This is a genomic window from Micromonospora sp. GCM10011541 (assembly GCF_042650725.1).
Lineage (GTDB): Bacteria > Actinomycetota > Actinomycetes > Mycobacteriales > Micromonosporaceae > Micromonospora > Micromonospora sicca.
The window spans coordinates 1-20,812 of the sequence record NZ_JBHSBP010000021.1 but is presented as its reverse complement, the minus strand read 5'-3'; the positions used below and the strand labels follow the sequence as shown (position 1 = coordinate 20,812).

The window sequence follows — 20,812 nt, the reverse complement described above, 5'->3', positions numbered from 1 at the left end:
GGCCCCGTGGGAGAACGTGCGCGGCGAGGCGTTGTCCCACTGGCAGTCGGTCGACCTCATCAGGGAAGTGGCGGAGACATGGAGCTGACGGGCGCCCGGTGGCGCAAGAGCAGCCGCAGCAGCGGCAACGGCGGCAACTGTGTCGAGGTCGCCGACAACCTCCCCGGCCTGGTCGCGGTCCGCGACTCGAAGAACCCGACCGGCCCGGCCCTCACCTTCACCCCGGCCGCCTGGCGGGCATTCGTCGCCGAGATGCGCGAGCGCTCCTGAGGCTGGCCGACACCCGCGATTCGTTCACGTCATCAGCTTCGTAGCGAACGCGGGCCTTGACCTGACCCGTTGAAGGGGCAGCACGGCGCGGCGGAAACCTGGCGTGCCGGCGTCGTCGGCGGGCATGCTGACCCGATGGGCGTACGCGTGGAGCACGACGGGCCGGTGACCACAGTGATCCTGGACCGGCCGGCGGCCCGGAACGCCGTCGACGGACCCACCGCCCGGGCGCTCGCCGACGCGTTCCGCGCCTTCGAGGCGGACCCGGATGCGGCGGTCGCCGTGCTCTGGGGTGCCGGCGGCACGTTCTGCTCCGGCGCCGACCTGAAAGCCATCGGTACGCCGAGCGGCAACCGGGTCGAGCCGGAAGGTGACGGTCCGATGGGCCCCACCCGGATGCGCCTGTCCAAGCCGGTGCTCGCCGCGATCTCCGGGTACGCCGTGGCCGGCGGGCTGGAGCTGGCGCTCTGGTGCGACCTGCGGATCGCCGAGTCCGACGCGGTGCTCGGGGTCTTCTGCCGGCGGTGGGGCGTCCCGCTGATCGACGGCGGCACGGTGCGGCTGCCCCGGCTGATCGGGGAGAGCCGGGCGATGGACCTGATCCTCACCGGCCGGCCGGTCCCCGCCGAGGAGGCGTACGCGATGGGCCTGGTGAACCGGCTGGTCGCGCCGGGTGACGCCCGGGCGGAGGCCGAGCGGCTGGCCGCCGAGATCGCCCGGCACCCGCAGACCTGCCTGCGCAACGACCGGGCCGCGCTGCTCGCCAACGCCGGCCTGCCGGAGCCGGAGGCGATGGCCACCGAACTGGCCTTCGGCATGGAGTCCCTGATCACCGACGCGATGCGCGGCGCCGCCCGGTTCACCGCCGGCGCCGGCCGGCACGGCGAAACGCCGGACTAGACCGGGCGTCACTTCAACTGGCGGAGGGCGTCCTCGATGGCGCGGTGGAAGGTCGGGTACGCATAGATCATGTGCCGGAGCTGGCTGACGGGCACCGCCGCGTGCACCGCCACCACCAGCCCCGACAGCACCTCGCCGCCGGCCGGGCCGACCGAGGTCGCGCCGATCAGCACGCCCTGGTCGGCGTCGGCGATCAGCTTGATGAAGCCCTCGTTGCCGGCCTTGTGGATCCAGCCGCGGGTGGACGACGTGAGGTCCGTGTACCCGACCTGAACGTTGATGCCGCGCTCACGGGCCTGCTTCTCGGTGAGCCCGACCGCGCCGACCTCAGGGTCGGTGAAGGTGACCCGGGGCAGTGCCCGGTAGTCGGCGCGCGGGATGCTGCCCGGCGCGGCGGTCGCCCCGCCAGCGCTCATCGCGCCGCCGACCGCGCTGGCCACCCCGGCCGCGCCGCCGACCACGCTGGCGGTGCCGCTGGGGTCCGGGCCGCCCTTGGTGCGCCGCATGTGGTCCAGGACGTCAGCGACGACGATGCCCGCCTGGTACATGGCGATGTGGGTGAACGCGCCCTCACCGGTCAGGTCGCCGACCGCCCAGATGCCGTCGGCCGCGTGCATCCGCTCGTCCACCGGCAGGTAGCGCTGGGACGCGTCGACGTCCACGGTCTCCAAGCCCAACTCCTCCAGGTGCGCCCTGCGGCCGGTCACCACCAGCAGCCGGTCGGCCGTGAACTCCGCGCCGCCGCCCCCGTGCACGGTGAAGCTCTGCCCGTCGTGGCTGACCCGCTCCGCCCTCACCCCGGTGGCGATGATCACCCCGTCGGCGCGCAGCGCCGCCGCGGCCACCTCCGACGCCTCCGGCTCCTCGACCGCGAGGACCCGGTCCGCCGCCTCGACCACGGTCACCCGCACGCCGAACCGGGCGAAGACCTGGGCGAGCTCCAGCCCGATCGCGCCGCCGCCCAGGATGAGCAGCGACTCCGGCAGCTCCTCCACCTCGATGGCCTGGTGGTTCGTCCAGTACGGCGTGTCGGCCAGCCCGTCGATCGGCGGGATCGAGGGACGGGTGCCGGTGCCGAGCACGACCCCGTACCGGGCCTGGAACACCTGATCGCCCACGCGGACCCGGCCGGGCCCGTCGAGCCGGCCGCTGCCCCGGACGAACCGGCCGCCCTTGACGACGAAGCGGTCCACCGCCACCTTGTCGTCCCAGGTGTCGGTGGCCTCCTCCCGGATCCGCTTCGCCACCGGCGCCCAGTCAGGCTGGACCTGCGCCGCGCCGGCGAGCTCGTTGACCCGGCGCGCCTCGGCGAGGGCGTTCGCCGCCCGGATCATCATCTTGCTCGGGATGCAACCCCAGTAGGGGCACTCCCCGCCGACCAGGTCCCGCTCGATCCCGACGACGGTGAGACCGGCCTCGGCGAGTCGCCCGGCCACCTCCTCGCCGCCGACCCCGAGCCCGACGACGACCACGTCCACCAGTTCCGGCTCCGCCATCCCGCCAGCATTCCGCACCGGCGAAGGGTCGGCCACCGCACCCACCGGAATTCCCGCGCTCGTAACACCTCCGACCCCCTACGGTGGCCGGATGCACCCACGCTTCGCCCCGGTCCGGGACTGCTTCCACGACCTGTTCGCCGGCGGCCGGGAGACCGGCGCCGCGCTGACCGTCTGGTACGACGGCGCCCCGGCGGTCGACCTGCTGGGCGGGCCGGCCTGGCGGCCGGACACCCTGGTGAACGTCTACTCGGTCGGCAAGCCGGTGGCCGCGCTGTGCCTGCTGATGCTGGTCGACCGGAGGCGGGTCGACCTCGACGACCCGGTGGCCGCGCACTGGCCGGAGTTCCGCACCCCGGCGACGGTCCGGCAGGTGCTCAGCCACACCGCCGGGCTGCCGGCGTTCCCGGTTCCCAGGCCGGCGGAGGCGGTCGCCGACTGGGCACTGCTCTGCGCCGACCTGGCCGCCGCCGAGCCGGACTGGGCGCCGGGCACCGTCGCGGGCGAGCACGCCTGGACGTACGGGCACCTGGTGGGCGAGCTGGTCCGCCGGGTGGACGGCCGGTCGGTGGGCCGGTTCCTGGCCGAGGAGATCGCCGCACCGTGGCGCCTCGACCTGGGCTTCGGGCTCGGTCCGGCGGACCAGCGGCGGTGCGCCGACCTGACGTACGCCGATCCGGGGTGGCCGACCCGGATGCTGGGCGAGCCGGGGTCGCTGCGCGCCCGGGCGCTGGGCAACCCGGCCGGCGGCCTGGACCTGGCGGTGGTGAACAGCCCGCTGTGGCGGGGCGCGGAGGTGCCGGCGGTCAACCTGCACGCCACCGCCGCCGCCCTGGCCCGCCTGTACGCGGGCCTGCTGGCCGGCGGCACCCTGGACGGAGTACGCCTGTTCAGCCCCGAGCTGGTCGCCGAGGCGACCCGGGTCCAGTACGACGGCCCGGACCTGGTGCTGGACCGGCGGGCGTCCTGGACGCTGGGCATGCAGTGGGAGCCCGACGGCAGCTGGGGCATGGGCGGGATCGGCGGCAGCAGCGCCTGGGCCGATCCCGAGCGCGGCTACACCTTCGCGTACGCCACCTCCCGACTCGCCGAGCACGACCGGGTGGACGACCTGGTGGAGGCGCTGCACTCCTGCCTCTGACCGTCCACCCGGCGCCCGGGTTCAGCCCACGGCGACCGGGGTCCGGGCCGGCCCGGGGATCACCACCGGCGCACCGGTCGGGGCGAGCAGGGCCCGCGCGGCCACCGCCAGCCGCTGCCGCCGGGGTACCACGGCGCGCCGCGCGAAGACGTCGTAGTCCTGGGCGGCCACCTCGTCGAGGATCCCGCCGTACAGCGCGTACGCGGTCCGCATGCAGGCCTGCGAGGCGGGGGCGAGCAGCGTGATGCCCGGTGCGGCGGCCGCGTAGTGGGCCTGCGCGCGGGTCACCTCGTACTCGATCAGCTCCCGGATCCTCGGCGTGGCGCGGCCCAGCGCCTTCGCCGCGAACAGGTCGTCCCGGGTGACGTCGAACCTGGCCAGGTCCTCGTCGGGCAGGTACGTCCGGCCGCGGTCCAGGTCCTCGGCGACGTCCCGGATGAAGTTGGTGAGCTGGAAGGCGACGCCGAGTTGCCGGGCCGGCTCGCGGGCGGCCGCCGGGGCGCTGCTGCCGAGGATCGGCAGCATCATGGTGCCGATGACAGCGGCCGACCCCTCCATGTAGTCGAGCAGATCGTCGTAGCTCGGGTACGACATGACCGTCAGGTCCATCGCCATGCTGTTGAGAAACGACGCGAAGTCGGCCCGGTCCAGGTCGAAGACGGCGATGGTGTGCAGCACGGCGGGGAGGAGCGGGTCGTCGACCGGCTCGCCGCGCAGCCCGACGACGAAGCGCGCGGACCACTCGTCCAGCCGGGCGGCGCGCTCGGCCATCGGCAGGTCTTCGGTCCGGTCCACGATCTCGTCGGCGTACCGCGTGAATCCGTACAGGGCGTGCACATGCCGCCGTTTCCAAGCCGGGAGGAGACGGGTGGCGAGATAGTAGGTGCGCCCGTGGCGTTTGTGCAGCTCCTGGCAGCGGGCGTAGGCAGCGGTGAGATCCGTGTCCACCGGCCCTCCTCGAAATCCGACGCAGCAATCGACGCAACTCGTAACCCTAGGGTACGCTCGCCGACATGGCCAACGACGCAGTTGCCGCCGACGCCCTCCGCGTCGCGCAGGCACAGCCGGGAGCGACGGACGATCCGGTCCGCGACGTGCTGGCCGCGTTCACCAAGGACCTGATCAAGGGGGTCGACGACACGCTCGCGGCGTTCCTGGCCGCCGAGGTCGACTCGCTCACCGAGATCGACGCGGCGATGGGTGGCTTCGCCGCGGCGGCCCGCGACTGCGTGCTGGCCGGTGGAAAGCGGGTCCGCTCGACCTTCGCCTACTGGGGGTGGCGCGGGGCGGTCGGCGACGACGAGTCGCTGCCGTCGGTGCTGCCGGCGCTCGCCGCGCTGGAGCTGCTGCACACGTTCGCGCTGGTGCACGACGACGTGATGGACGCCTCCGACACCCGACGCGGCCTGCCCACCGCGCACCGGGCCGCCGCCGCCCGGCACCGGGCCGCCGGCCACGCGGGCGACCCGGACCGGTTCGGCGCCGCGGTGGCCGTGCTCATCGGCGACCTCTGCATGGTCTGGGCCGACCGGCTGCTGGCGCACGCCACCGTGCCGCCCAGCCGGCTGCTCGACGTCCGGCGCTGCTACGACCAGATGCGGATCGAGACCGTCGCCGGGCAGTACCTCGACGTGCTCGGTGAGAACGACGCGGCGAACTGGTCGGTGGACCGGGCGCTGCGGGTGGCCCGCTACAAGACGGCCAGCTACACCGTGCAGCAACCGCTGCGCTTCGGCGCCTGCCTGGCCGGCGTCGCCACCGACGCGCCGCTGATCGCCGCGTACGCCCGCTACGGCCTGGCCGTCGGCGAGGCGTTCCAGCTTCGCGACGACCTGCTCGGGGTCTACGGTGACCCGGCCACCACCGGCAAGCCGGCCGGCGACGACCTGCGCACCGGCAAGCCCACCGCGCTGCTCATGCTGGCCCGGCAGCTCGCCGACCCGACCCAGCGCCGGGCGCTGGACCGGGCCGGCTCGGTCACCGGGGCAGGCGAGGTGGCCCGGCTGGCCGAGGTGGTCGCCGACACCGGGGCGGCCGTCCGGGTCGAGCGGATGATCTCCGACCGGGTGGCCGAGGCGCTGACCGCGCTGGACACCGCGTCGATCGACGAGACCGCCCGCACCGCGCTGACGGGCCTCGCCACCGCGGCCACCACGCGGCGGGCATGAGGGGCGACTCTGTGAAGGAGGTGGTCACGTGCGGACCGTGAACGGACGTACCGACCGGGTGGTGGTCGTGGGCGCGGGCCTGGGTGGGCTGGCGTGCGCGCTGCACCTGGCCGGAACCGGCCGGCAGGTGACCGTCCTGGAACGCGAGCCGGTGCCCGGCGGCCGGGCCGGCCGGCTCAGCGTCGACGGGTACGAGTTCGACACCGGCCCGACCGTGCTCACCATGCCCGGGCTGATCGCCGAGGCGCTGGGCGCGGTCGGCGAGGAGCTGTCCGACTGGCTCGACCTGACCCCGCTCGACCCGGCCTACCGGGCGTACTACCCGGACGGCTCGACGCTGGACGTCATCACCGACACCACCCGGATGGCGGCCGAGATCTCGCGGGTCTGCGGCGCCCGGGAGGCCGACGGCTACCTGCGTTTCGTCGACTACGCGCGCCGCCTGTGGGAGCTGGAACGGAACGACTTCATCGAGCGCAACCTGGACGCGCCGACCGACCTGCTCACCGGGAACCTGCTGAAGCTGGTGGCCGGCGGGGCGTTCCGGCGACTCCAGACGAAGATCAACCAGTTCTTCCAGGACCTGCGTACCCAGCGGATCTTCTCCTTCCAGGCGATGTACGCCGGCCTGGCGCCGCACGACGCGCTGGCCATCTACGCGGTCATCGCGTACCTCGACTCGGTGGCCGGGGTGTGCTTCCCGCGCGGCGGCATCCACGCGCTCTCCCGGGGGATGGCCGGCGCGGCCGAGAAGCACGGCGTGCAGATCCGGTACGGCACCACGGTGAGCCGGGTGGAGACCGCCCACGGCCGGGCCACCGGGGTGCTGACCGTCGACGGCGAGTTCGTCCCTGCCGACGTGGTGGTGCTCAACCCGGACCTGCCGGTCGCCTACCGGGACCTGCTCCCCCCGACCCCGGCGCGGAAGCTCACCTACTCACCCTCCTGCGTGGTGCTGCACGTCGGTTCCAGGCAGGGCTACGCGAAGATCGCCCACCACAACATCCACTTCGGACGGTCCTGGCGGGGCACGTTCGACGAGGTGATCCGGCGGGGCGAGCTGATGACCGACCCGTCGCTGCTGGTGACGAACCCCAGCCGGACCGACCCGTCGGTCGCCCCGGCCGGCCGGCACACCTACTACGTGCTCGCCCCGGTGCCGAACCTCCACCGGGCGCCGTTCGACTGGCGCGGGGACCTCAGCCGCCGCTACGCCGACCAGCTCGTCGACACCCTCGAGGAGCGCGGCTACGTCGGCTTCGGCGACGGCGTCGAGGTGCTGCGCGCGATCACCCCCGCCGAGTGGGAGGAGCAGGGGATGGCCGCCGGCACGCCGTTCGCCGCCGCGCACAGCCTCTTCCAGACCGGCCCGTTCCGCCCGTCGAACCTGCACCGCACGCTGGACAACGTGGTCTTCGTCGGCTCCGGCACCCAGCCCGGCGTGGGCGTACCGATGGTCCTCATCTCCGGCAAGCTCGCCGCTTCCCGCATCACGGGCGGCTCCCGGTGAGCGCGAGGAGCAGCGCGGAGCCGAGCCCCGCAGTCGTGGACGAAAGGCGGTGCCGGCCATGACCGCCCGTGAGGAACACCTGGTCGAGCTGGTCGACGACGCCGGGAGTCCGGTCGGCGAGACCACCGTCGCCGCCGCCCACCAGCCCCCCGGCCGGCTGCACCGCGCCTTCTCGGTGCTGCTCGTCGACCCCGCCGGCCGGGTGCTGCTCCAGCGCCGGGCCGCCGCCAAGACCCGGTTCCCGCTGCGCTGGGCCAACTCCTGCTGCGGCCACCCGCAGCCGGGCCAGTCGCTGGTCGAGGCCGCCAACCGCCGGCTCCGCGAGGAGCTGGGGGTCGAGCCGGTCGCCCTCACCGAGATCGGGGTGTACGTCTACTACGCCGAGGACCCGGCCACCGGCCGCGTCGAATTCGAGTACGACCACGTCCTGCGCGCCGACGTGCCGGCCGAGCTGCCCACCCTGCCCGACCCCGACGAGGTGGCCGAGCTGCGCTGGGTCGACCCGGCCGAGCTGGCGGCCGACCTCGACGTCGACCCCCGCGCGTACGCGCCCTGGCTGGGCGGGGTGGTGCACCGGCTGCGGCAGTCCGGGCACCCCGCGCCGGGCACCCCCGGCGCCGCCCCGATCCCGCCCGGCGTCCCGGCGGATGAGGCGTCGGAGCGGTCGGGTGGCCGATGAGGCGCTGAGCGCGGGGGCCGTCGCGCGTGGGCTGGGCGTCGCGGTCACCACGCTCCGCACCTGGCACCAGCGCTACGGTCTCGGCCCCAGCGAGCACGTACCGGGGCGCCACCGGCGCTACACGCCGGCCGATCTCGCCCGGCTGGAGATCATGCGACGGCTCACCGCCGAGGGGGTGGCCCCGGCCGAGGCGGCCCGCTGGGCCCGGCAGACGCCGCCGGGGAGCGTCCTCGACGTCGCCGGGCCGCGGGTCCGGCCGGGCGCCGCCCGGGACGGCGGCGGGATGACCGTCCCGGTCGGCCGGGCCGGGCCGGTCGCCCGGGGGCTGGCCCGGGCCGCCATGCGGCTGGACGCGGTCGCCATCGGCGAGACCATCGCGCACGCCCTCGCCACCGACGGAGTGGTCGCCACCTGGGACGGGGTGCTGCGCCCGGTCCTCGTCGGAATCGGTGACCGGCACGCCGCCACCGGCGGGCTGATCGAGGTGGAGCACCTGGTGTCCCGGTGCGTCTCGGAGGCGTTCGCGGCGGCGGCCCGGTCGCATCCGGTCACCGGCCCGGCCCGGATCCTGCTCTCCTGCGCCGACGAGGAGCAGCACAGCCTGCCGCTGGAGGCGCTGGGCGCAACCCTGGCCGAGGCCGGGGTGGGCTACCGGATGCTCGGTGCCCGGGTGCCGGTGGCGGCGCTGGTCGAGGCGGTCAACCGGACCGGGCCGGCCGCCGTCGTGGTGTGGTCGCACACCCGGGCCACCGCCGACCCCGACCAGCTCTCCGCCCTCCTCGCGGCGCCCCGCCGGCCCCTGCTGGTGCTCGCCGCCGGCCCGGGCTGGCCGGCCGACGCACTGCCCGCCGGGGTGGTCCGCCCGGTCGACCTGACCGAGGCGCTCTCGCTGGCGCGGGCCGTACGCGACTCGTTGGATCAGTCGACAACGGACTGACCGCCCCTCCCGGTCCCGGGCCGCGTCCCGTACCGTCGGGGCGTCCGCGTACCCCGACCCCTCTTCGGGAGCGTCAATGCGTCCACGCTCCGCGCTTGCGTTCGGCCTCAGCCTGGTCCTGTTACTGGCCGGTTGCGCCGACCCCGCCCGCAACCCGTCCCAGGCCGGCGGCCCGCCGCCCTCGGCCGCCGCCACCCCGCCGGCGTCGAAGCCGACCGCCTCGCCGCGACCCACCCGCACCACCCCGCCGAAGCCCCGGTTGCGGCCGCTGCCCACCACGCTCCCCGCCGGTCTGCACCGCAGCAGCGGCGACCGGGGCGTGGCGCTGACCTTCGACGACGGGCCGGACCCGCGGTGGACGCCCCGGCTCCTCGACCAGTTGCGGGCCGCCCACGTCACCGCGACGTTCTGCCTGATCGGCAGCCAGGCGAAGCGCTACCCGGAGCTGGTGGCCCGGATCGCCCGGGAGGGGCACCAGCTCTGCAACCACAGCTGGCACCACGACATCAACCTCGGGCGGCGACCGGTGGCGGAGATCCGAGCCGACCTGGTCCGCACCGACAAGGCGATCCGGGCGGCCGTGCCGAACGCCAAGATCCCGTACTACCGGCAGCCCGGGGGCCGGTGGACCCCGGAGGTGGTGGCGGTGGCCCGCCAGCTCGGGATGCGCTCGCTGCACTGGAGCGTCGACCCGCAGGACTGGGACCACCCCACCGCGAAGACGATCGCGAAACGGGTGGCGTCCGCGGTGCGCCCCGGCGCGATCGTGCTGATGCACGACGGAGGCGGCGACCGGCGGCCCACGCTGGCCGCCTGCCAGCACCTGATCCCCGACCTGAACCGCCGGTACGGGATCTCCCGGCTCCGCTGACACCGCCCCTGAACTGCGGTTTTACCCGCCGGTGTGCCCCCTGCCATACCGGTTTGGTCCACCGCCCGGCCATCACGTATGCTTTCCAAGCCTCCGGCGGGGCCGGATGGGAGCAAGTCCGCTTGAAGTTGCGAATGTGCAATGATGGCGGGGCCGCCCTCATCGTCTAGCGGCCCAGGACGCCGCCCTTTCAAGGCGGTAGCACGGGTTCGAATCCCGTTGGGGGCACGGTCCGGCTTCGGCCGGATGCAACAGAGCTAGGTCCTGTGGAGCAGTTGGAGTGCTCGCCGCCCTGTCAAGGCGGAGGTCGCGGGTTCAAGTCCCGTCAGGACCGCAAGCGCTGACGCCGCGCGAATGCTGCGCGGCGTTCTGCGTATCGGAGCGTGTGACCCTTCCGGCGGACAACCCGCCTGCCGGGTAGCATGAGCCGAGCAGCACGGCCAGGTAGCTCAGTTGGTACGAGCGTCCGACTGAAAATCGGAAGGTCGGCGGTTCGACCCCGCCCCTGGCCACATAGCCTTTCGCCGGGCTACAGGAGCGCCGACCAGCGGAAACGCCGGTCGGCGCTCCGCTTTTGCGGACCCGTACGTGTCATCGGATGTCCGTTTCGTCACCGCGCTGACGGCAGTCTGACGACAACGACTCCTTGCTGATGCGCTCGTCGAGCCTCGCCAGCGCTCGGTACTTCTCCTCTAGCGATGTGTGCGCGTAGATCGTCATGGTGACATCCAGCGCGGAGTGGCCCGCGATCTCCCGGACCTCCTGACCTCCGTCACCACCGAGGCGGCCACGGACCCGCCAGAGCTGACCGTCGGAGACCAGCCAGATATCCCCGCCGGGCCATGCGACCCCACGCACCGTTCCAGTAGCGACCATGTACCTCCACCCCCAGCACCCTAGTCGTACACACGTTCGACCGACCGGCTGTCGGCGTGTCGGGTCTTAGGACCTCCGTGACAGATCAGTCTCGGGACCTGGGTGACACGTGCGGCTAGATCGCCGCTTACTGGCAGCCGTGGGAGAGGGTGGAGACGGCCAGGAGGGTGTGTGGGTCAAACCAGGTCGTCCAGGACTGGCCTGCCTCGGTGCGGACCTCAATCTCGTGGTCGCTTAGGAATCGAGCGGTACCGAAGGTTTCCTCGGGGCCAACCCGATCGAACGGCGTGGCGAAACATGCGAGGTCCTGGTTGGCTTCCCGGCTCCCCAGCCCGGCCCGTGACCGGATCCGCAGGATAGCGAAGCCCGTCATGAAGTCCCTGGGCTGGAGGAGGACCACCTCGAACGAACCTCCTGGGGAAACGGCTACAACCTGGGTATCGCCGTCTGACCCGAAGCCGAAGAGCGACGCCGCGGTCGAAAACTGGAAGCAACTCAAATCCATCACCAACGCCAAGACGGTCGCGACCATAGCCACCGCCCGCGCCAGCGCTGGCCGCAGAACAAGCCACGCCGCGACGCCGAGCAGCACCGGCACGGCGATCACTACTGTTGCCACGACTGGCGTGCGGCCGAACGGCATCAGGTGTACGTAGTGCCATGGATTGCGTCGGGCAACGAACACGGCTGGCACCGCAACGACGACCAGGCCGGTGAGCACGATTGCCATCACGCGCCGACGGACGACGTTCGTCGGTCGCTGCTCAATTCCCCGCTCGATCATTCGCTCATCGTGGTTGATCGCCGAGACCCCGGCCACCCCAAGCTAAGTGTCACCCGGGTCCTGATACCGAATCTGTCACGCAGGTCCCGAGACCGGACAGTTGCCGAGTTCCACTTGATCCGTTACAGATCGGCTTCACTTGAAGGGTGACAGTCGGCCGGATCTCTCCTGTTCTGCTGTCACAGTGCGTAACCGGCGTGCTGTGTTATCGCCGGGGGTAGCGATCCTCGATGCCGGTCAAGACGCCCGGTCAGCGGCATGAGGGTGCGTTGACCCGACCGCGGCAGCTGCGGTGGACTCAGTCCCACCAGAGGGCAACCGCAAGCCGCCGCCGCGCCGCATGTGCGTAAAAGTCGCGCAGCGCGGCGAGATGCCGATGCAGGTACGGCCGTGGGTGGCCGTCGAACTCATGCATTCCGATGCTCAGCAGTGCAGACGTGGCATCCTCCGACAGGGCGGCCAGCACTGCCTCCGGCTCGACCTGTCCGAGCAACGTCCCAACATCAGCAACGACGTCAGGTTCGAGCGCCGTCACCGGATGCTCCCACACCGTGTCTTCGCCGTCGCGGTACGCCGGATTGATCTCCGCGTCGCCGTCGAGCCCGCGTTGTAGCGCGACAACAATCGACGTACTGACCTGCGCTAGTTCGAAGACGCGGATAAGCGGATTCGGTGCCCAATCGAGGTCCAGGTAGTCCGACGAGGGAAGGAGCTCGAACGAACAGAGCTTGTTCAACTCCTCGACGGAGCTGCAGCACGCGGCAAGCTGCCCGGGCGAGAGTCGTGCCAGTTGCTGCGTTACGGCCACGCCCTGGAGTTTCCCAGACCGTAGATCGCCACTGCCCCGCCGGACGTACTCATCTCGGCACGTCCGGAAGGCCACTGGGCCAGCTCGGCGTGACGCTGCGTAGCGCGCGGATCGCGGCAGATCCGGATACCTGATCTTGACGGTCGGTCACCCAGCGAGCCGGCGGCATGCGCTCCGGCTGTGTGGCAATCCCGCCTGCTTGAAGACGAGCCCGCAGCTCCCGTTTGTCGCGTCCCAAAGCGTGTCGTTCGCGACCAGCGCCCGAAGCAGCGCATGCTGCGGATCGGTCAATGGCCGACGCTTCCCGTACGGCTTCGGGAAAGCGAAGCGCACCAACGCGCCCCAGCCGTCGTCGAAGCCTGCCCAACTGTCCCGACTGGCCACCTGGCACGCAGCCGCGGCGATCTCGTTGAAGTCGGCGGCGACTCGGATCGCTGCGGCGACGAGCTCGAACTGGTGCAGGCCCGGCGGCGGCGGTTCCGCCAGCGCTTCCAAGATCAGCTCCCGGCTCTGCGGATCGTCCTTGTGTGCCAGCGCGGCCTGGAGCCGGACCCCCGGGTCCGGATCGGTGACCCGGTCGCGGAGGTCGACACCGAGCTGGCCGAGGCAGCCCATCCACTCCGCCTGCAGCCCGGCCCCTCGCTCCGACCACTCCAGGATGAGGACCGCCAGTTCCTCCCGCCGGTCCGCCAGGGACGGCATCTGCGCGATCGCCACGAGATTCTCCGCGCAGAACAGGGCCCGGTCCGGCGGGGATGCCACGAGCAGCGAAAGCACCACCGGGTACGCCTGTGCCACGGCGTCGGCGAGGTCCGGCAGTATCTCGGCGAAGTAGCGATCGTCAGCGAGGTGGGTCACGCTCAGGGCCGCGTCGCCGAGGAACTCCAGGAGCGGTTCGACGGTGTCCGGGTGGGCCCGCCCTTCGGCGAGCAGCGCGGTCACGGCCCGGATGGCCGGCGCGGTCGCCGTCTCGGGGAAACCCTGGTGCAGCACCGCGATGTCGAGGTGGTCCAGCGCGGCGGCTCGGGCCTCGGCGTCGCCGAACTCCAGCGCGTCCAAATGCGTCGGGGTGTCGGTCGCCTGGCCGTACGCGTGCCCGAGCCGATCCCAGTCAACCGGCATTACGGCGTCGTCCGCATTCCGCGAGCCAGCGGGAAGTAGAGGCCTCGCTCTCGCCGGATGCCCGTATCGACAGCAGATAGCAACAGGCCGACGCCGCCCGCCGCATGTACGGCGAGCGGCATGGCGCCGCCGGAGAGGTGACCAACGATCATCAGCTTCACCCCGGCGACTCTACGGTGGCCAGCATGTATGCCTACCCATGCCGTGATGACGTGCACCGTTCTCGACAGCTCCGCATGCTGAGCCACGGCGGAGAGCACTGCGGTGCGTAACGGCACGCCGCACGCATCGGCGGCATAGACACCCCTGCGTTGGGCCCGGGCGCACTACGCTTGGAGGCCGGCCTGCCCAACGCGCGGCGCCGGTATCGCGCGTCACTGAACCCAGGGGTGGCAGCACCGTTCGAGTCGGGCCAGGCTCCGGGGAGCCCGCTCATGATGAGCGGGCTCCCGAAAACGGCCCAGGGAGGGGCCCAACCGTCAACTGCAACCGCGCGGATCGCGGCAATTGCGGATGCTCGGGGCCAGCTTGGTGGATCTAGAATCGTCGTCCATGCCCGACAGGATGTGGTCCCTGGCCGAGTTCCGCTTCGACGAGGCGATCGAGGCTGCCGAGGTATACCTCGACAGCGGGACAGGTTTGGAGCTGATGGCCCGGGACGAGGCGATCGCGTTCGCCCACGAGCGGGGGGCCAATCTCGTGGCTTCGGGGCCCCCTGCCGGCGAGGCGGCTCCCTCGTGCGATGTGGCGAAGGTAAGCCTGCCGCTGCGTTGGGAGCGGGTCCCGCTCGATGAGCCAGCGGCCGACGAGCGGCTGTGGTTCGAGGCCCCCTGCGGCAGGCGCGACGTCCTCGTCGGTAACGGCCACACGTTCGTTGGGCGGATGGCAGCGTGGTGTCCCCACGAGGGCGTGGGCTACAACGTCTCGCGCGCCGAGATGGGGGCAATGTCGGAGGAGGCCCGCTACTTTGTCGCCGGTTTCCTGGCAGGCAACGAGCCCGGGTACCCGGCTGAAGCCGACGGCGAGACTGACGAGGCCGATCTGGCCGCCTGGCGGGCCGCCACCGCCCGATTCCGGCGCACGGGATCCTGGTATGGCCGCTGGGGAACGTGCCAGGTGTGCGGGTGTGTCCTGCTGCCGGACACCGCCGACGACCGGTGCCACGAGCACTCGTCCGCCGGCTGAGCCTCGTTACGCCAGGAACCGCGGGGGTCGCGGCATGTGAGCGCGGTGGATCTGTGCGGCATGCCGCAGGCCCCTTGTCTGATAGCTCTATCGTGACCCTCGCCGGTCGATGTGGCCGGGTTCTGTTTGGGGAGTGTGCGGTGGGTCGGCGGTCGGTCGAGTGGCACGACAACGGCGCGCTGGTGTGGACCTGGCGCCTGACGCTGATCGTGTCGGGTGTTGGGCTCGCGCTGTTGGGTGTTGCGGTGGTGTTGTGGGCGACCCGCACCCCGGCCGAGGTGGCCCGTGGGGACGCGGGATACGGACTCCCAGCAACGTTCGGCGCGGTCGCCCTGATCGTGGCGGTTGCCGGGCGGATCAGCTCAGCAAGTGCGTTGCGCTACCGCAACTCGTCTCTTCCACCGGTACCAGCACCGTCCGCGGCGGTACACCACGTCGAGGCGCGGTCATGCTCGGTGCACCGCCGCAGCGGAATCGCCTATCTGATGATGGCTATCACTGGTGGTGGGCTCGTCTTGGCCGCTCTCGTTAACTGGGACACCCAACCCCGCCTGGGCAGCCTGCTCGAACTGGTGCTGGCGGCCGCCTGTGCCGCTGGCTGCTACCTGGCCGGGCCGGCGGCCCGGTTCGTCATGACACCCCGGCACCTGCACATCGACACAGCGCTGCACCGGATCAGCGTGCCCCGTCACCTGCTCGGTCAGTTCTCCCGCCGCGGTGTCGAGGTCCGTCTCGACTTGACCAATGGCGACCACGTGTACTTCCGGGTCGACTCACCGCTGTGGGACCTGCGTGGGGGTCAGTACCGTACCAATGGCCGCTGCCAGGTGCGCACGGTCGAACGGATCGTCGCGATGCTGGGCGAGGTACCGCCCACCACTCACACCGATGACGCGGTTGTCACCACCAGCCGGGTCGGCATGATCGCTCTCGCGGTCGGGGCCGGAATACTGTCGGCCGCAGCTATCGTCCTGATCGCGATCACAGCGCGATTAGGACATTGAGCGTGTCCAAGCAACCAGCCACACGCCGAAGTCATTCGGCCTCGGCTCGACGCACTCTCATCGACAGATCCGGATACCTCTGCGAGGTGCGTTGCTTCAAGACGGACGGCGGGTGGGTTGCTGCGTGTGGGCGACTCATGCTGGGCCGCCTGGAGCGTCAGGCAGCGTGAACCAGCGGCCTCCAATCACCTCGCGTAGGTGACCCTCGCTGGCGAGGTGGGTACAGGCCGCGATGATGTCGTCATGGCTGTAGCCGTCATCGGCGGCTTCGTTGAGGAACCAGCGGATTCGCCAGGCGTCGAATGCTTCAACCTCGCGCCCGAGCAAGGGATCGGTGACCAGGTCGACGTCGACCTCCCTGCCGTCGGAGCTGATTATCCGGCACCCCGCGCCGTGGACGGTGTACTCGATCCCGCTGCGGGTGAGGCCCTCCCAGGACAGCTCCCGGTGAGCGGACCGCTGCCAGAAGATCCGCGATGTCTGCGATGGGGAACAAATCGGCGAGTAGCCGACCACGTAAATCGTGCAGGGCAGCGGCGAAGCGCCGAACGGCGTCAACCGACGAAGCATCCCGGGCCATGTGCCCCAGTATGAGCGTCCTGCCCATAGGTGTGATCAGCCCCGCAGGGTCACCGGACATCCGCATGTCGGCAAGACTGCGCAACGAGTGACACCGCACGTCCCGTCACGGACCGTGACGCCCGTGTCGGCGGCATGAGAGCGTGGTATTCCTGCACCGGGCGACCGGCTTCGCGTACGCCCGCTGGCGCGGGGGTGTGTATAGCCGCCACCTCGGGGGCCAGGCGATAATCCCCGTGTGCTCGCGCCGTATGGAGAACACTCGGCCTGGGCTCGCATCGTCCTAGACGCGAGCGTCGGCGCCTTCGCGGTGGGCGAGGTTTCGCAGGCGCTCCGCGTACGGCACGGCGCGACCCGTATCAATCTGCGCGCGGAGATACTGTTCCGGGCGATGTTCTTCGGTGGAATCCTGCTGCTACCTGCCGGACGAGCGGTCACACCCGGCGCCACGATCGGCGGCCCGTGGCTGTTCGCGCTCGGGGTTGTGATCGGGTGGCTCGGCCTGCTGCTGCGTTGGTGGTCCTTCGTGACCTTAGGGAAGTACTTCACCGTAGTAGTGAAGACCAGTGAAGACCAGCCCGTCGTGGATAGCGGTCCGTACCGGGTGCTGCGGCACCCGAGTTACACAGGCCTGCTGCTCGCCTTCGCCGGGTGCGGCCTGATGTTGGGGAACTGGGTCAGCACTGCCGCCGCGGTGGTCGTGATCTCGATCGCTCTCATCTATCGACTTCGGATCGAGGAGCGCGCCCTGATCGCTGAGCTTGGCAACCGCTACCGAGACTTTGCAGCAAGCCGTGCTCGCCTAATTCCCCACGTCTGGTGACTTCCGGAGTCGGTCGCAAACAACCTCGCAATATCAACTTGACTTAGCGCGGCGGGATGACGCGTTCTCTCATCGGCACGTCCGGACGTCCCTCGGGACGCCGGCGGTCACGCTCCGCAACGCGCCGTCTGCGGCAGATGCGAGCACGCGTAAGCCTGGACTCACCGTCGAAGCTCGGCCACCTCGCCCAGCCGCTCGAGCTTGTGCGGGTTGCGGATCGCGTAGATTTGGGTGACCCGGCCGTCCTCGATGACGAACGACACGGCCGTGTCGTTCTCGCCGCCGGGGTCGATGCGCGCCGCGATGCCGCCGTTGAGGTCGACGATGAAAGCCCTGGCGCCGGGCGCGACCTCGGCGAAGCGGGCCATCACCGGGGCGAGCTTCTCGGCCCCGCGGACCGGCTTCGGGATTGTCGGGGCCAGGCCGCCGCCGTCGCCCACGACGAGCACGTCGGGAGCCAGCACCTTGAGCAGTCCGGGCACGTCGCCGGTGGTCAGCGCTGCGAGGAACCGCTCGACCACCTGCTCCTGCTCGGTGCGGCTTACCGACATCCGCGGCCGGCGCGCCGCCACGTGCTTGCGGGCCCGCGTCGCGATCTGGCGCACCGCCGCCGGCGACTTGTCCAGCGCCTCGGCGATCTCGTCGTACGGCACGTCGAAGACCTCGCGGAGCACGAAGACCGCGCGCTCCGTCGGTAGCAGCGTCTCGAGTACCGCCAGCATGGCGATCGACACGCTCTCCGCAAGCTCGACGTCCTCGGCAACGTCCGGGCTGGTCAGCACGGGCTCGGGCAGCCACTCGCCCACGTACTCCTCGCGCTGCCGCGCGAGCGTGCGCAGCCGGTTGAGGCAGAGCCGGGTCACGATCCGCACGAGGTACGCCCGGGGGTCCCGGACCTCGCAGCGCTCGGCGTCGACCAAGGCTGCCCACCGCAGCCAGGTCTCCTGCACCACGTCCTCGGCGTCGGCGACCGAGCCGAGCATCTCGTAGGCGACGGTGAACAGCAGGCTGCGGTGGGCGACGAAGGGGTCCTCGCTCATGACGCGGACGCTACTCCCGGTCGCTCGGCCAGCGGCCTTAAGCCGCACGCGGCGGCGAAGCCGTCGGACTCGATGCCGAGCGCCACGTTGCCACGCGTGCTCATGTTCGCGAATGCGATCACCGAGGTGAGCTCGACCACGGCGGGAGGTCCCAGCACGGCGTGCAGCCGGTCCACCAGCTCGTCGGTCACGGTCGGCGGTGTCTGGCTCATCGCCTCGGCGTACTCCAGGACGTCCCGCTCCAGCGGGGTGAAGACGTCCGCCTCCCGCCACCGCGGGATCTCGCGCGCCTTCTCCACGTCGAGCCCCTTGTTGCGGGTCTCGAAGTAGTTGAAGTCCAGGCACCATGTGCAGCCGACTAGCGACGCGACCGCCATGTGGGCGAACGACTTCAGGTTCTCGTCGCAGGCGTCCCACTTCTGCAGCTTGCCGCCGAGGCCGAAGCTGGCGAACAGCACCTTGGGGTTGTGCCAGTAGACGCCCACCGCCGTCGGCACCTTGCCCATTTTCTTCTCGATCATCCGCTTGATCAGCGCTCCCTTGACGCCGGTGATCTCGGCCGGGGGGATGCGGGTCGTGTGCTCCATGTCTCCTCCTGTGTCGGTGGCTGTGCCTACGGGTTGGTAGGTCGTCACGCCATGGAGACACCGGCCGGGCCGCGGATGTGACATCGAGCGGGAGAAACGGCTGGTCTGTTCGTCGTAGACGGCGTCGGTGTCCATCGTGGTCCAGGCGTCCTCGGGGATCGAGGAGATCGCGGTCTTGACCTTGGCGCCCAAGCGCACGGTGACCGAGACGTCCGCGCCCGACTTGAGTGCCGCGGCCGGGGCGCAGCGGAATGATCTTCCGTACGGGCGAGCGGAACGCGGCAGATGTGCGCACCGGATCAAGCCGAGGATTCCGAGACCGGCCGGCTTCGCAGTTGCCGGTCGGCCGGATGATCAAGTGGTTGCCGAGTTGAGCCGCGCCGGTCCTGAGCATCAGCCAGGGCTGAGCTTCAGTTCACAGGCGGCGCCCAGGTAGGGCGTCTGATCAGGCAGAACGGGTGGCCGGCCGGATCGGCGTAAACGTGATCGCCGGGCAACCGCCGCGCGCCCAGCGCGAGCACTGCCGCGCCCGCCGCGGCCTGGTCGTCAACCATCACGTCGAGGTGCATCTGCTGCGGCACTGCTGGCTCCGGCCACGTCGGCGGCGTCAGGTCGGCGGCGCGCTGGAACGCCAGCCCGGACGCCGACGTGCTGGCCGACACAACGACGAAGTCCTCGTCCGCGTAGGTGATCGGGTCGCCGAGGACTTCGCTCCAGAACCGCGCCTCGACCATCGGATCCGGGCAGTCGACGATCAGATGGTGGAGCCGTCCAAACGACATAGCGGCCACCTCCTTCGTGGTCAGGCCCGGGGCCAGCACGGTCAGTATGGCCGCTTCCGGCGCAAGCGAAGCACCCGGATGCCGGGTGACGTCGCGCGAGGGAGCGAGGACTCAGCGGGCGATCACCGGCTCGGCCGAGGGCCGCCACTCCCGCCTGATCAGTCCGTAGACCCACGAGTCAGAGACCTCGCCGTTCACGATGCAGTCTTCCCGCAACGTCCCTTCACGCACGAACCCGAGCTTCTCCAGCACGCGGGCAGATGCCTCGTTGCGTGTATCCGTCTCAGCCTGGACGCGATTCAGGTCCAGCGTGTCGAATGCCCACCGCAGCAAAACGTGCGCGGCCTCCGTCGCGTAGCCGTGGCCCCACGCTGCATCATCGAAGCAGTAGCCCAGCGATGCGCTGCGGTAGTCCGGATTCCACCGGTTCAGGCTGCACCAGCCGATGAACGCCCCGTCGGAGACACGATCCACGGCCGGCCGCGCCCCGGTGCCCCCCTCTGCCATCTGCCGGCAAGCCGTGATGAACCGCTCGGCGCGCACGCGTTCGCTCCACGGCGGCGCGTCCCAGTAGCGCAGCACGTAGGCGCTGCTGTGCAGTGCGAAGAGGTCGTTCGCATCCGCGTCGTCGAAGGGACGCAGTCTAAGGCGAGTGGTGTGCAGCGTGGGGGTGGGCAGCGAGCGTCATGTTCCCTCCTGTATTGGTGCCCGATCAACCACACGGCCGGTGCTGGCCACTCGCAATGGGTTTTCTCGGCGGGCGGGCGGAACGACGTGCTCGCTCATCGGCAGAAGCGGGTGCCTGGGACACCAGCGTTGTGGACGGCCGGCGTCACGGTCCGTGTCCGGCATGCTCAAGGCCCGTGTAAGCCGTCAACTGGAGTCACCGTGTAACGGATCAAGCGGAGTACGACAACCGGCTGCCGGCTGCCGGCGTTGCCGGCTGCCGGCGTTGTCCTGCGCCGGTTGATGCTTTACACGGCGGCCTCGGGTGACAGTTGACATGATCGCTCTCAAGTCACACCGAGGCGAGGCACCTGCGCCGCGTCCAACTCCTGACGCTGCCCTACCCGGGTCTGCCACCGGCTCAGCGTCCGAGCGAGCCCGATGCCTCCCAGGTCGATGACCGTGGTGGGTCTGAAGTCGTTTGGGATCCCAAGGAAACGACAACCTTGATGGCCACGGCTAATGACGTGATCTCAACAAGAATCCGGTAGGTATCGGTATTCGAAATGGGTGAGGTGGAGAGC

23 protein-coding genes, 3 tRNA genes and 2 pseudogenes are annotated in these 20,812 nt (G+C 71.0%); 15 read left to right on the top strand and 13 right to left on the bottom strand.

What is annotated here, in order from left to right; translation table 11 throughout:
* Positions 1-7: 7 nt before the first annotated feature.
* From ACFOYX_RS09170 to ACFOYX_RS09160, 3 genes and pseudogenes are all read left to right on the top strand, one after another.
* Positions 8-88: pseudogene (locus ACFOYX_RS09170) on the top strand (XRE family transcriptional regulator); the annotation flags it as partial.
* Positions 79-270, top strand: coding sequence for a DUF397 domain-containing protein (locus tag ACFOYX_RS09165; RefSeq protein WP_322443512.1), 192 nt, complete (start codon positions 79-81; stop codon positions 268-270). The pseudogene ACFOYX_RS09170 and the gene ACFOYX_RS09165, both read left to right, overlap by 10 nt.
* 135 nt (positions 271-405) lie before the next feature.
* On the top strand, positions 406-1,170 hold the full coding sequence (locus ACFOYX_RS09160; RefSeq protein WP_322443513.1) for a crotonase/enoyl-CoA hydratase family protein: 765 nt from the start codon (positions 406-408) through the stop codon (positions 1,168-1,170).
* Between the two features lie 8 nt (positions 1,171-1,178).
* Here the strand turns inward: ACFOYX_RS09160 and ACFOYX_RS09155 are convergent, their stop codons facing one another.
* A complete protein-coding gene (locus ACFOYX_RS09155) occupies positions 1,179-2,666 on the bottom strand; it encodes an NAD(P)/FAD-dependent oxidoreductase (protein WP_322443514.1) in 1,488 nt (495 codons plus the stop codon).
* Positions 2,667-2,757: 91 nt separating this feature from the next.
* On the opposite strand from ACFOYX_RS09155, the gene ACFOYX_RS09150 reads away from it, so the two are divergent.
* On the top strand, positions 2,758-3,807 hold the full coding sequence (locus ACFOYX_RS09150; protein ID WP_322443515.1) for a serine hydrolase domain-containing protein: 1,050 nt from the start codon (positions 2,758-2,760) through the stop codon (positions 3,805-3,807).
* A gap of 21 nt (positions 3,808-3,828) precedes the next feature.
* Here ACFOYX_RS09150 and ACFOYX_RS09145 read toward each other — a convergent pair whose 3' ends face one another.
* Entirely contained in the window at positions 3,829-4,755 is a 927-nt protein-coding gene (locus ACFOYX_RS09145; protein WP_322443516.1) for a phytoene/squalene synthase family protein, read from the bottom strand.
* A gap of 65 nt (positions 4,756-4,820) precedes the next feature.
* Here ACFOYX_RS09145 and ACFOYX_RS09140 point away from each other — a divergent pair, with 65 nt between their 5' ends.
* The 8 genes from ACFOYX_RS09140 (at position 4,821) to ACFOYX_RS09105 (ending at position 10,484) form a co-directional block, all read left to right on the top strand.
* Positions 4,821-5,975 carry a polyprenyl synthetase family protein gene (locus ACFOYX_RS09140; RefSeq protein WP_322443517.1) on the top strand — a complete coding sequence of 385 codons (1,155 nt, stop codon included), beginning with the start codon at positions 4,821-4,823 and terminating at the stop codon, positions 5,973-5,975.
* Positions 5,976-6,003: 28 nt separating this feature from the next.
* A complete protein-coding gene (gene crtI / locus ACFOYX_RS09135; RefSeq protein ID WP_322443518.1) occupies positions 6,004-7,485 on the top strand; it encodes a phytoene desaturase family protein in 1,482 nt (493 codons plus the stop codon).
* A gap of 58 nt (positions 7,486-7,543) precedes the next feature.
* Positions 7,544-8,164 carry an isopentenyl-diphosphate Delta-isomerase gene (gene idi, locus ACFOYX_RS09130; protein ID WP_322443519.1) on the top strand — a complete coding sequence of 207 codons (621 nt, stop codon included), beginning with the start codon at positions 7,544-7,546 and terminating at the stop codon, positions 8,162-8,164.
* Positions 8,154-9,101 carry a MerR family transcriptional regulator gene (locus tag ACFOYX_RS09125; protein WP_322443520.1) on the top strand — a complete coding sequence of 316 codons (948 nt, stop codon included), beginning with the start codon at positions 8,154-8,156 and terminating at the stop codon, positions 9,099-9,101. Before idi ends, ACFOYX_RS09125 begins: the two co-directional genes overlap by 11 nt.
* A gap of 76 nt (positions 9,102-9,177) precedes the next feature.
* Positions 9,178-9,972, top strand: a complete 795-nt coding sequence (locus ACFOYX_RS09120) for a polysaccharide deacetylase family protein (RefSeq protein ID WP_322443522.1) — start codon at positions 9,178-9,180, stop codon at positions 9,970-9,972.
* A 155-nt stretch (positions 9,973-10,127) separates the two neighbouring features.
* Positions 10,128-10,200 (top strand) — tRNA-Glu (locus tag ACFOYX_RS09115).
* 32 nt (positions 10,201-10,232) lie between these two features.
* Positions 10,233-10,306 (top strand) — tRNA-Asp (locus ACFOYX_RS09110).
* A gap of 104 nt (positions 10,307-10,410) precedes the next feature.
* Positions 10,411-10,484: transfer RNA gene (locus tag ACFOYX_RS09105), tRNA-Phe, on the top strand.
* 79 nt (positions 10,485-10,563) lie between these two features.
* On the opposite strand, the gene ACFOYX_RS09100 is transcribed toward ACFOYX_RS09105, so the two are convergent.
* The 5 genes from ACFOYX_RS09100 to ACFOYX_RS09080 form a co-directional block, all read right to left on the bottom strand.
* Positions 10,564-10,848 (bottom strand): hypothetical protein, encoded by a 285-nt coding sequence (locus ACFOYX_RS09100; protein ID WP_322443523.1) that lies wholly within the window; start codon positions 10,846-10,848, stop codon positions 10,564-10,566.
* Between the two features lie 127 nt (positions 10,849-10,975).
* A complete protein-coding gene (locus tag ACFOYX_RS09095) occupies positions 10,976-11,632 on the bottom strand; it encodes a hypothetical protein (RefSeq protein ID WP_322443525.1) in 657 nt (218 codons plus the stop codon).
* Between the two features lie 298 nt (positions 11,633-11,930).
* Positions 11,931-12,440 (bottom strand): hypothetical protein, encoded by a 510-nt coding sequence (locus ACFOYX_RS09090; protein WP_322443526.1) that lies wholly within the window; start codon positions 12,438-12,440, stop codon positions 11,931-11,933.
* Between the two features lie 147 nt (positions 12,441-12,587).
* The gene (locus ACFOYX_RS09085) at positions 12,588-13,562 is read right to left on the bottom strand and encodes a hypothetical protein (protein WP_322443527.1); all 975 of its coding nucleotides are present in this window, start codon (positions 13,560-13,562) and stop codon (positions 12,588-12,590) included.
* Entirely contained in the window at positions 13,562-13,723 is a 162-nt protein-coding gene (locus ACFOYX_RS09080) for a hypothetical protein (protein WP_322443528.1), read from the bottom strand. Before ACFOYX_RS09080 ends, ACFOYX_RS09085 begins: the two co-directional genes overlap by 1 nt.
* Before the next feature lie 391 nt (positions 13,724-14,114).
* On the opposite strand from ACFOYX_RS09080, the gene ACFOYX_RS09075 reads away from it, so the two are divergent.
* Both ACFOYX_RS09075 and ACFOYX_RS09070 read left to right on the top strand, forming a co-directional pair.
* The gene (locus ACFOYX_RS09075; protein ID WP_322443529.1) at positions 14,115-14,747 is read left to right on the top strand and encodes a hypothetical protein; all 633 of its coding nucleotides are present in this window, start codon (positions 14,115-14,117) and stop codon (positions 14,745-14,747) included.
* Between the two features lie 140 nt (positions 14,748-14,887).
* Positions 14,888-15,751 (top strand): hypothetical protein, encoded by an 864-nt coding sequence (locus tag ACFOYX_RS09070; RefSeq protein WP_322443530.1) that lies wholly within the window; start codon positions 14,888-14,890, stop codon positions 15,749-15,751.
* 135 nt (positions 15,752-15,886) lie between these two features.
* Here the strand turns inward: ACFOYX_RS09070 and ACFOYX_RS09065 are convergent, their stop codons facing one another.
* Positions 15,887-16,309: a DUF6896 domain-containing protein gene (locus tag ACFOYX_RS09065; RefSeq protein ID WP_322443531.1), complete on the bottom strand. Its 423-nt coding sequence runs from the start codon at positions 16,307-16,309 to the stop codon at positions 15,887-15,889.
* 259 nt (positions 16,310-16,568) lie between these two features.
* On the opposite strand from ACFOYX_RS09065, the gene ACFOYX_RS09060 reads away from it, so the two are divergent.
* Positions 16,569-17,153 (top strand): isoprenylcysteine carboxylmethyltransferase family protein, encoded by a 585-nt coding sequence (locus ACFOYX_RS09060; RefSeq protein ID WP_322443532.1) that lies wholly within the window; start codon positions 16,569-16,571, stop codon positions 17,151-17,153.
* Between the two features lie 161 nt (positions 17,154-17,314).
* Here ACFOYX_RS09060 and ACFOYX_RS09055 read toward each other — a convergent pair whose 3' ends face one another.
* The 5 genes and pseudogenes from ACFOYX_RS09055 to ACFOYX_RS09035 form a co-directional block, all read right to left on the bottom strand.
* A complete protein-coding gene (locus tag ACFOYX_RS09055; RefSeq protein WP_322443533.1) occupies positions 17,315-18,193 on the bottom strand; it encodes an RNA polymerase sigma-70 factor in 879 nt (292 codons plus the stop codon).
* A complete protein-coding gene (locus ACFOYX_RS09050; RefSeq protein ID WP_322443536.1) occupies positions 18,190-18,780 on the bottom strand; it encodes a carboxymuconolactone decarboxylase family protein in 591 nt (196 codons plus the stop codon). The genes ACFOYX_RS09055 and ACFOYX_RS09050 overlap by 4 nt, the downstream gene beginning before the upstream one ends.
* Positions 18,781-18,840: 60 nt before the next feature.
* A pseudogene (locus tag ACFOYX_RS09045) lies at positions 18,841-19,017 on the bottom strand (IS1380 family transposase); the annotation flags it as partial.
* Positions 19,018-19,190: 173 nt separating this feature from the next.
* Positions 19,191-19,562: a VOC family protein gene (locus tag ACFOYX_RS09040; RefSeq protein ID WP_322443537.1), complete on the bottom strand. Its 372-nt coding sequence runs from the start codon at positions 19,560-19,562 to the stop codon at positions 19,191-19,193.
* Between the two features lie 111 nt (positions 19,563-19,673).
* On the bottom strand, positions 19,674-20,204 hold the full coding sequence (locus tag ACFOYX_RS09035) for a GNAT family protein (protein ID WP_322475160.1): 531 nt from the start codon (positions 20,202-20,204) through the stop codon (positions 19,674-19,676).
* Positions 20,205-20,812 lie beyond the last annotated feature (608 nt).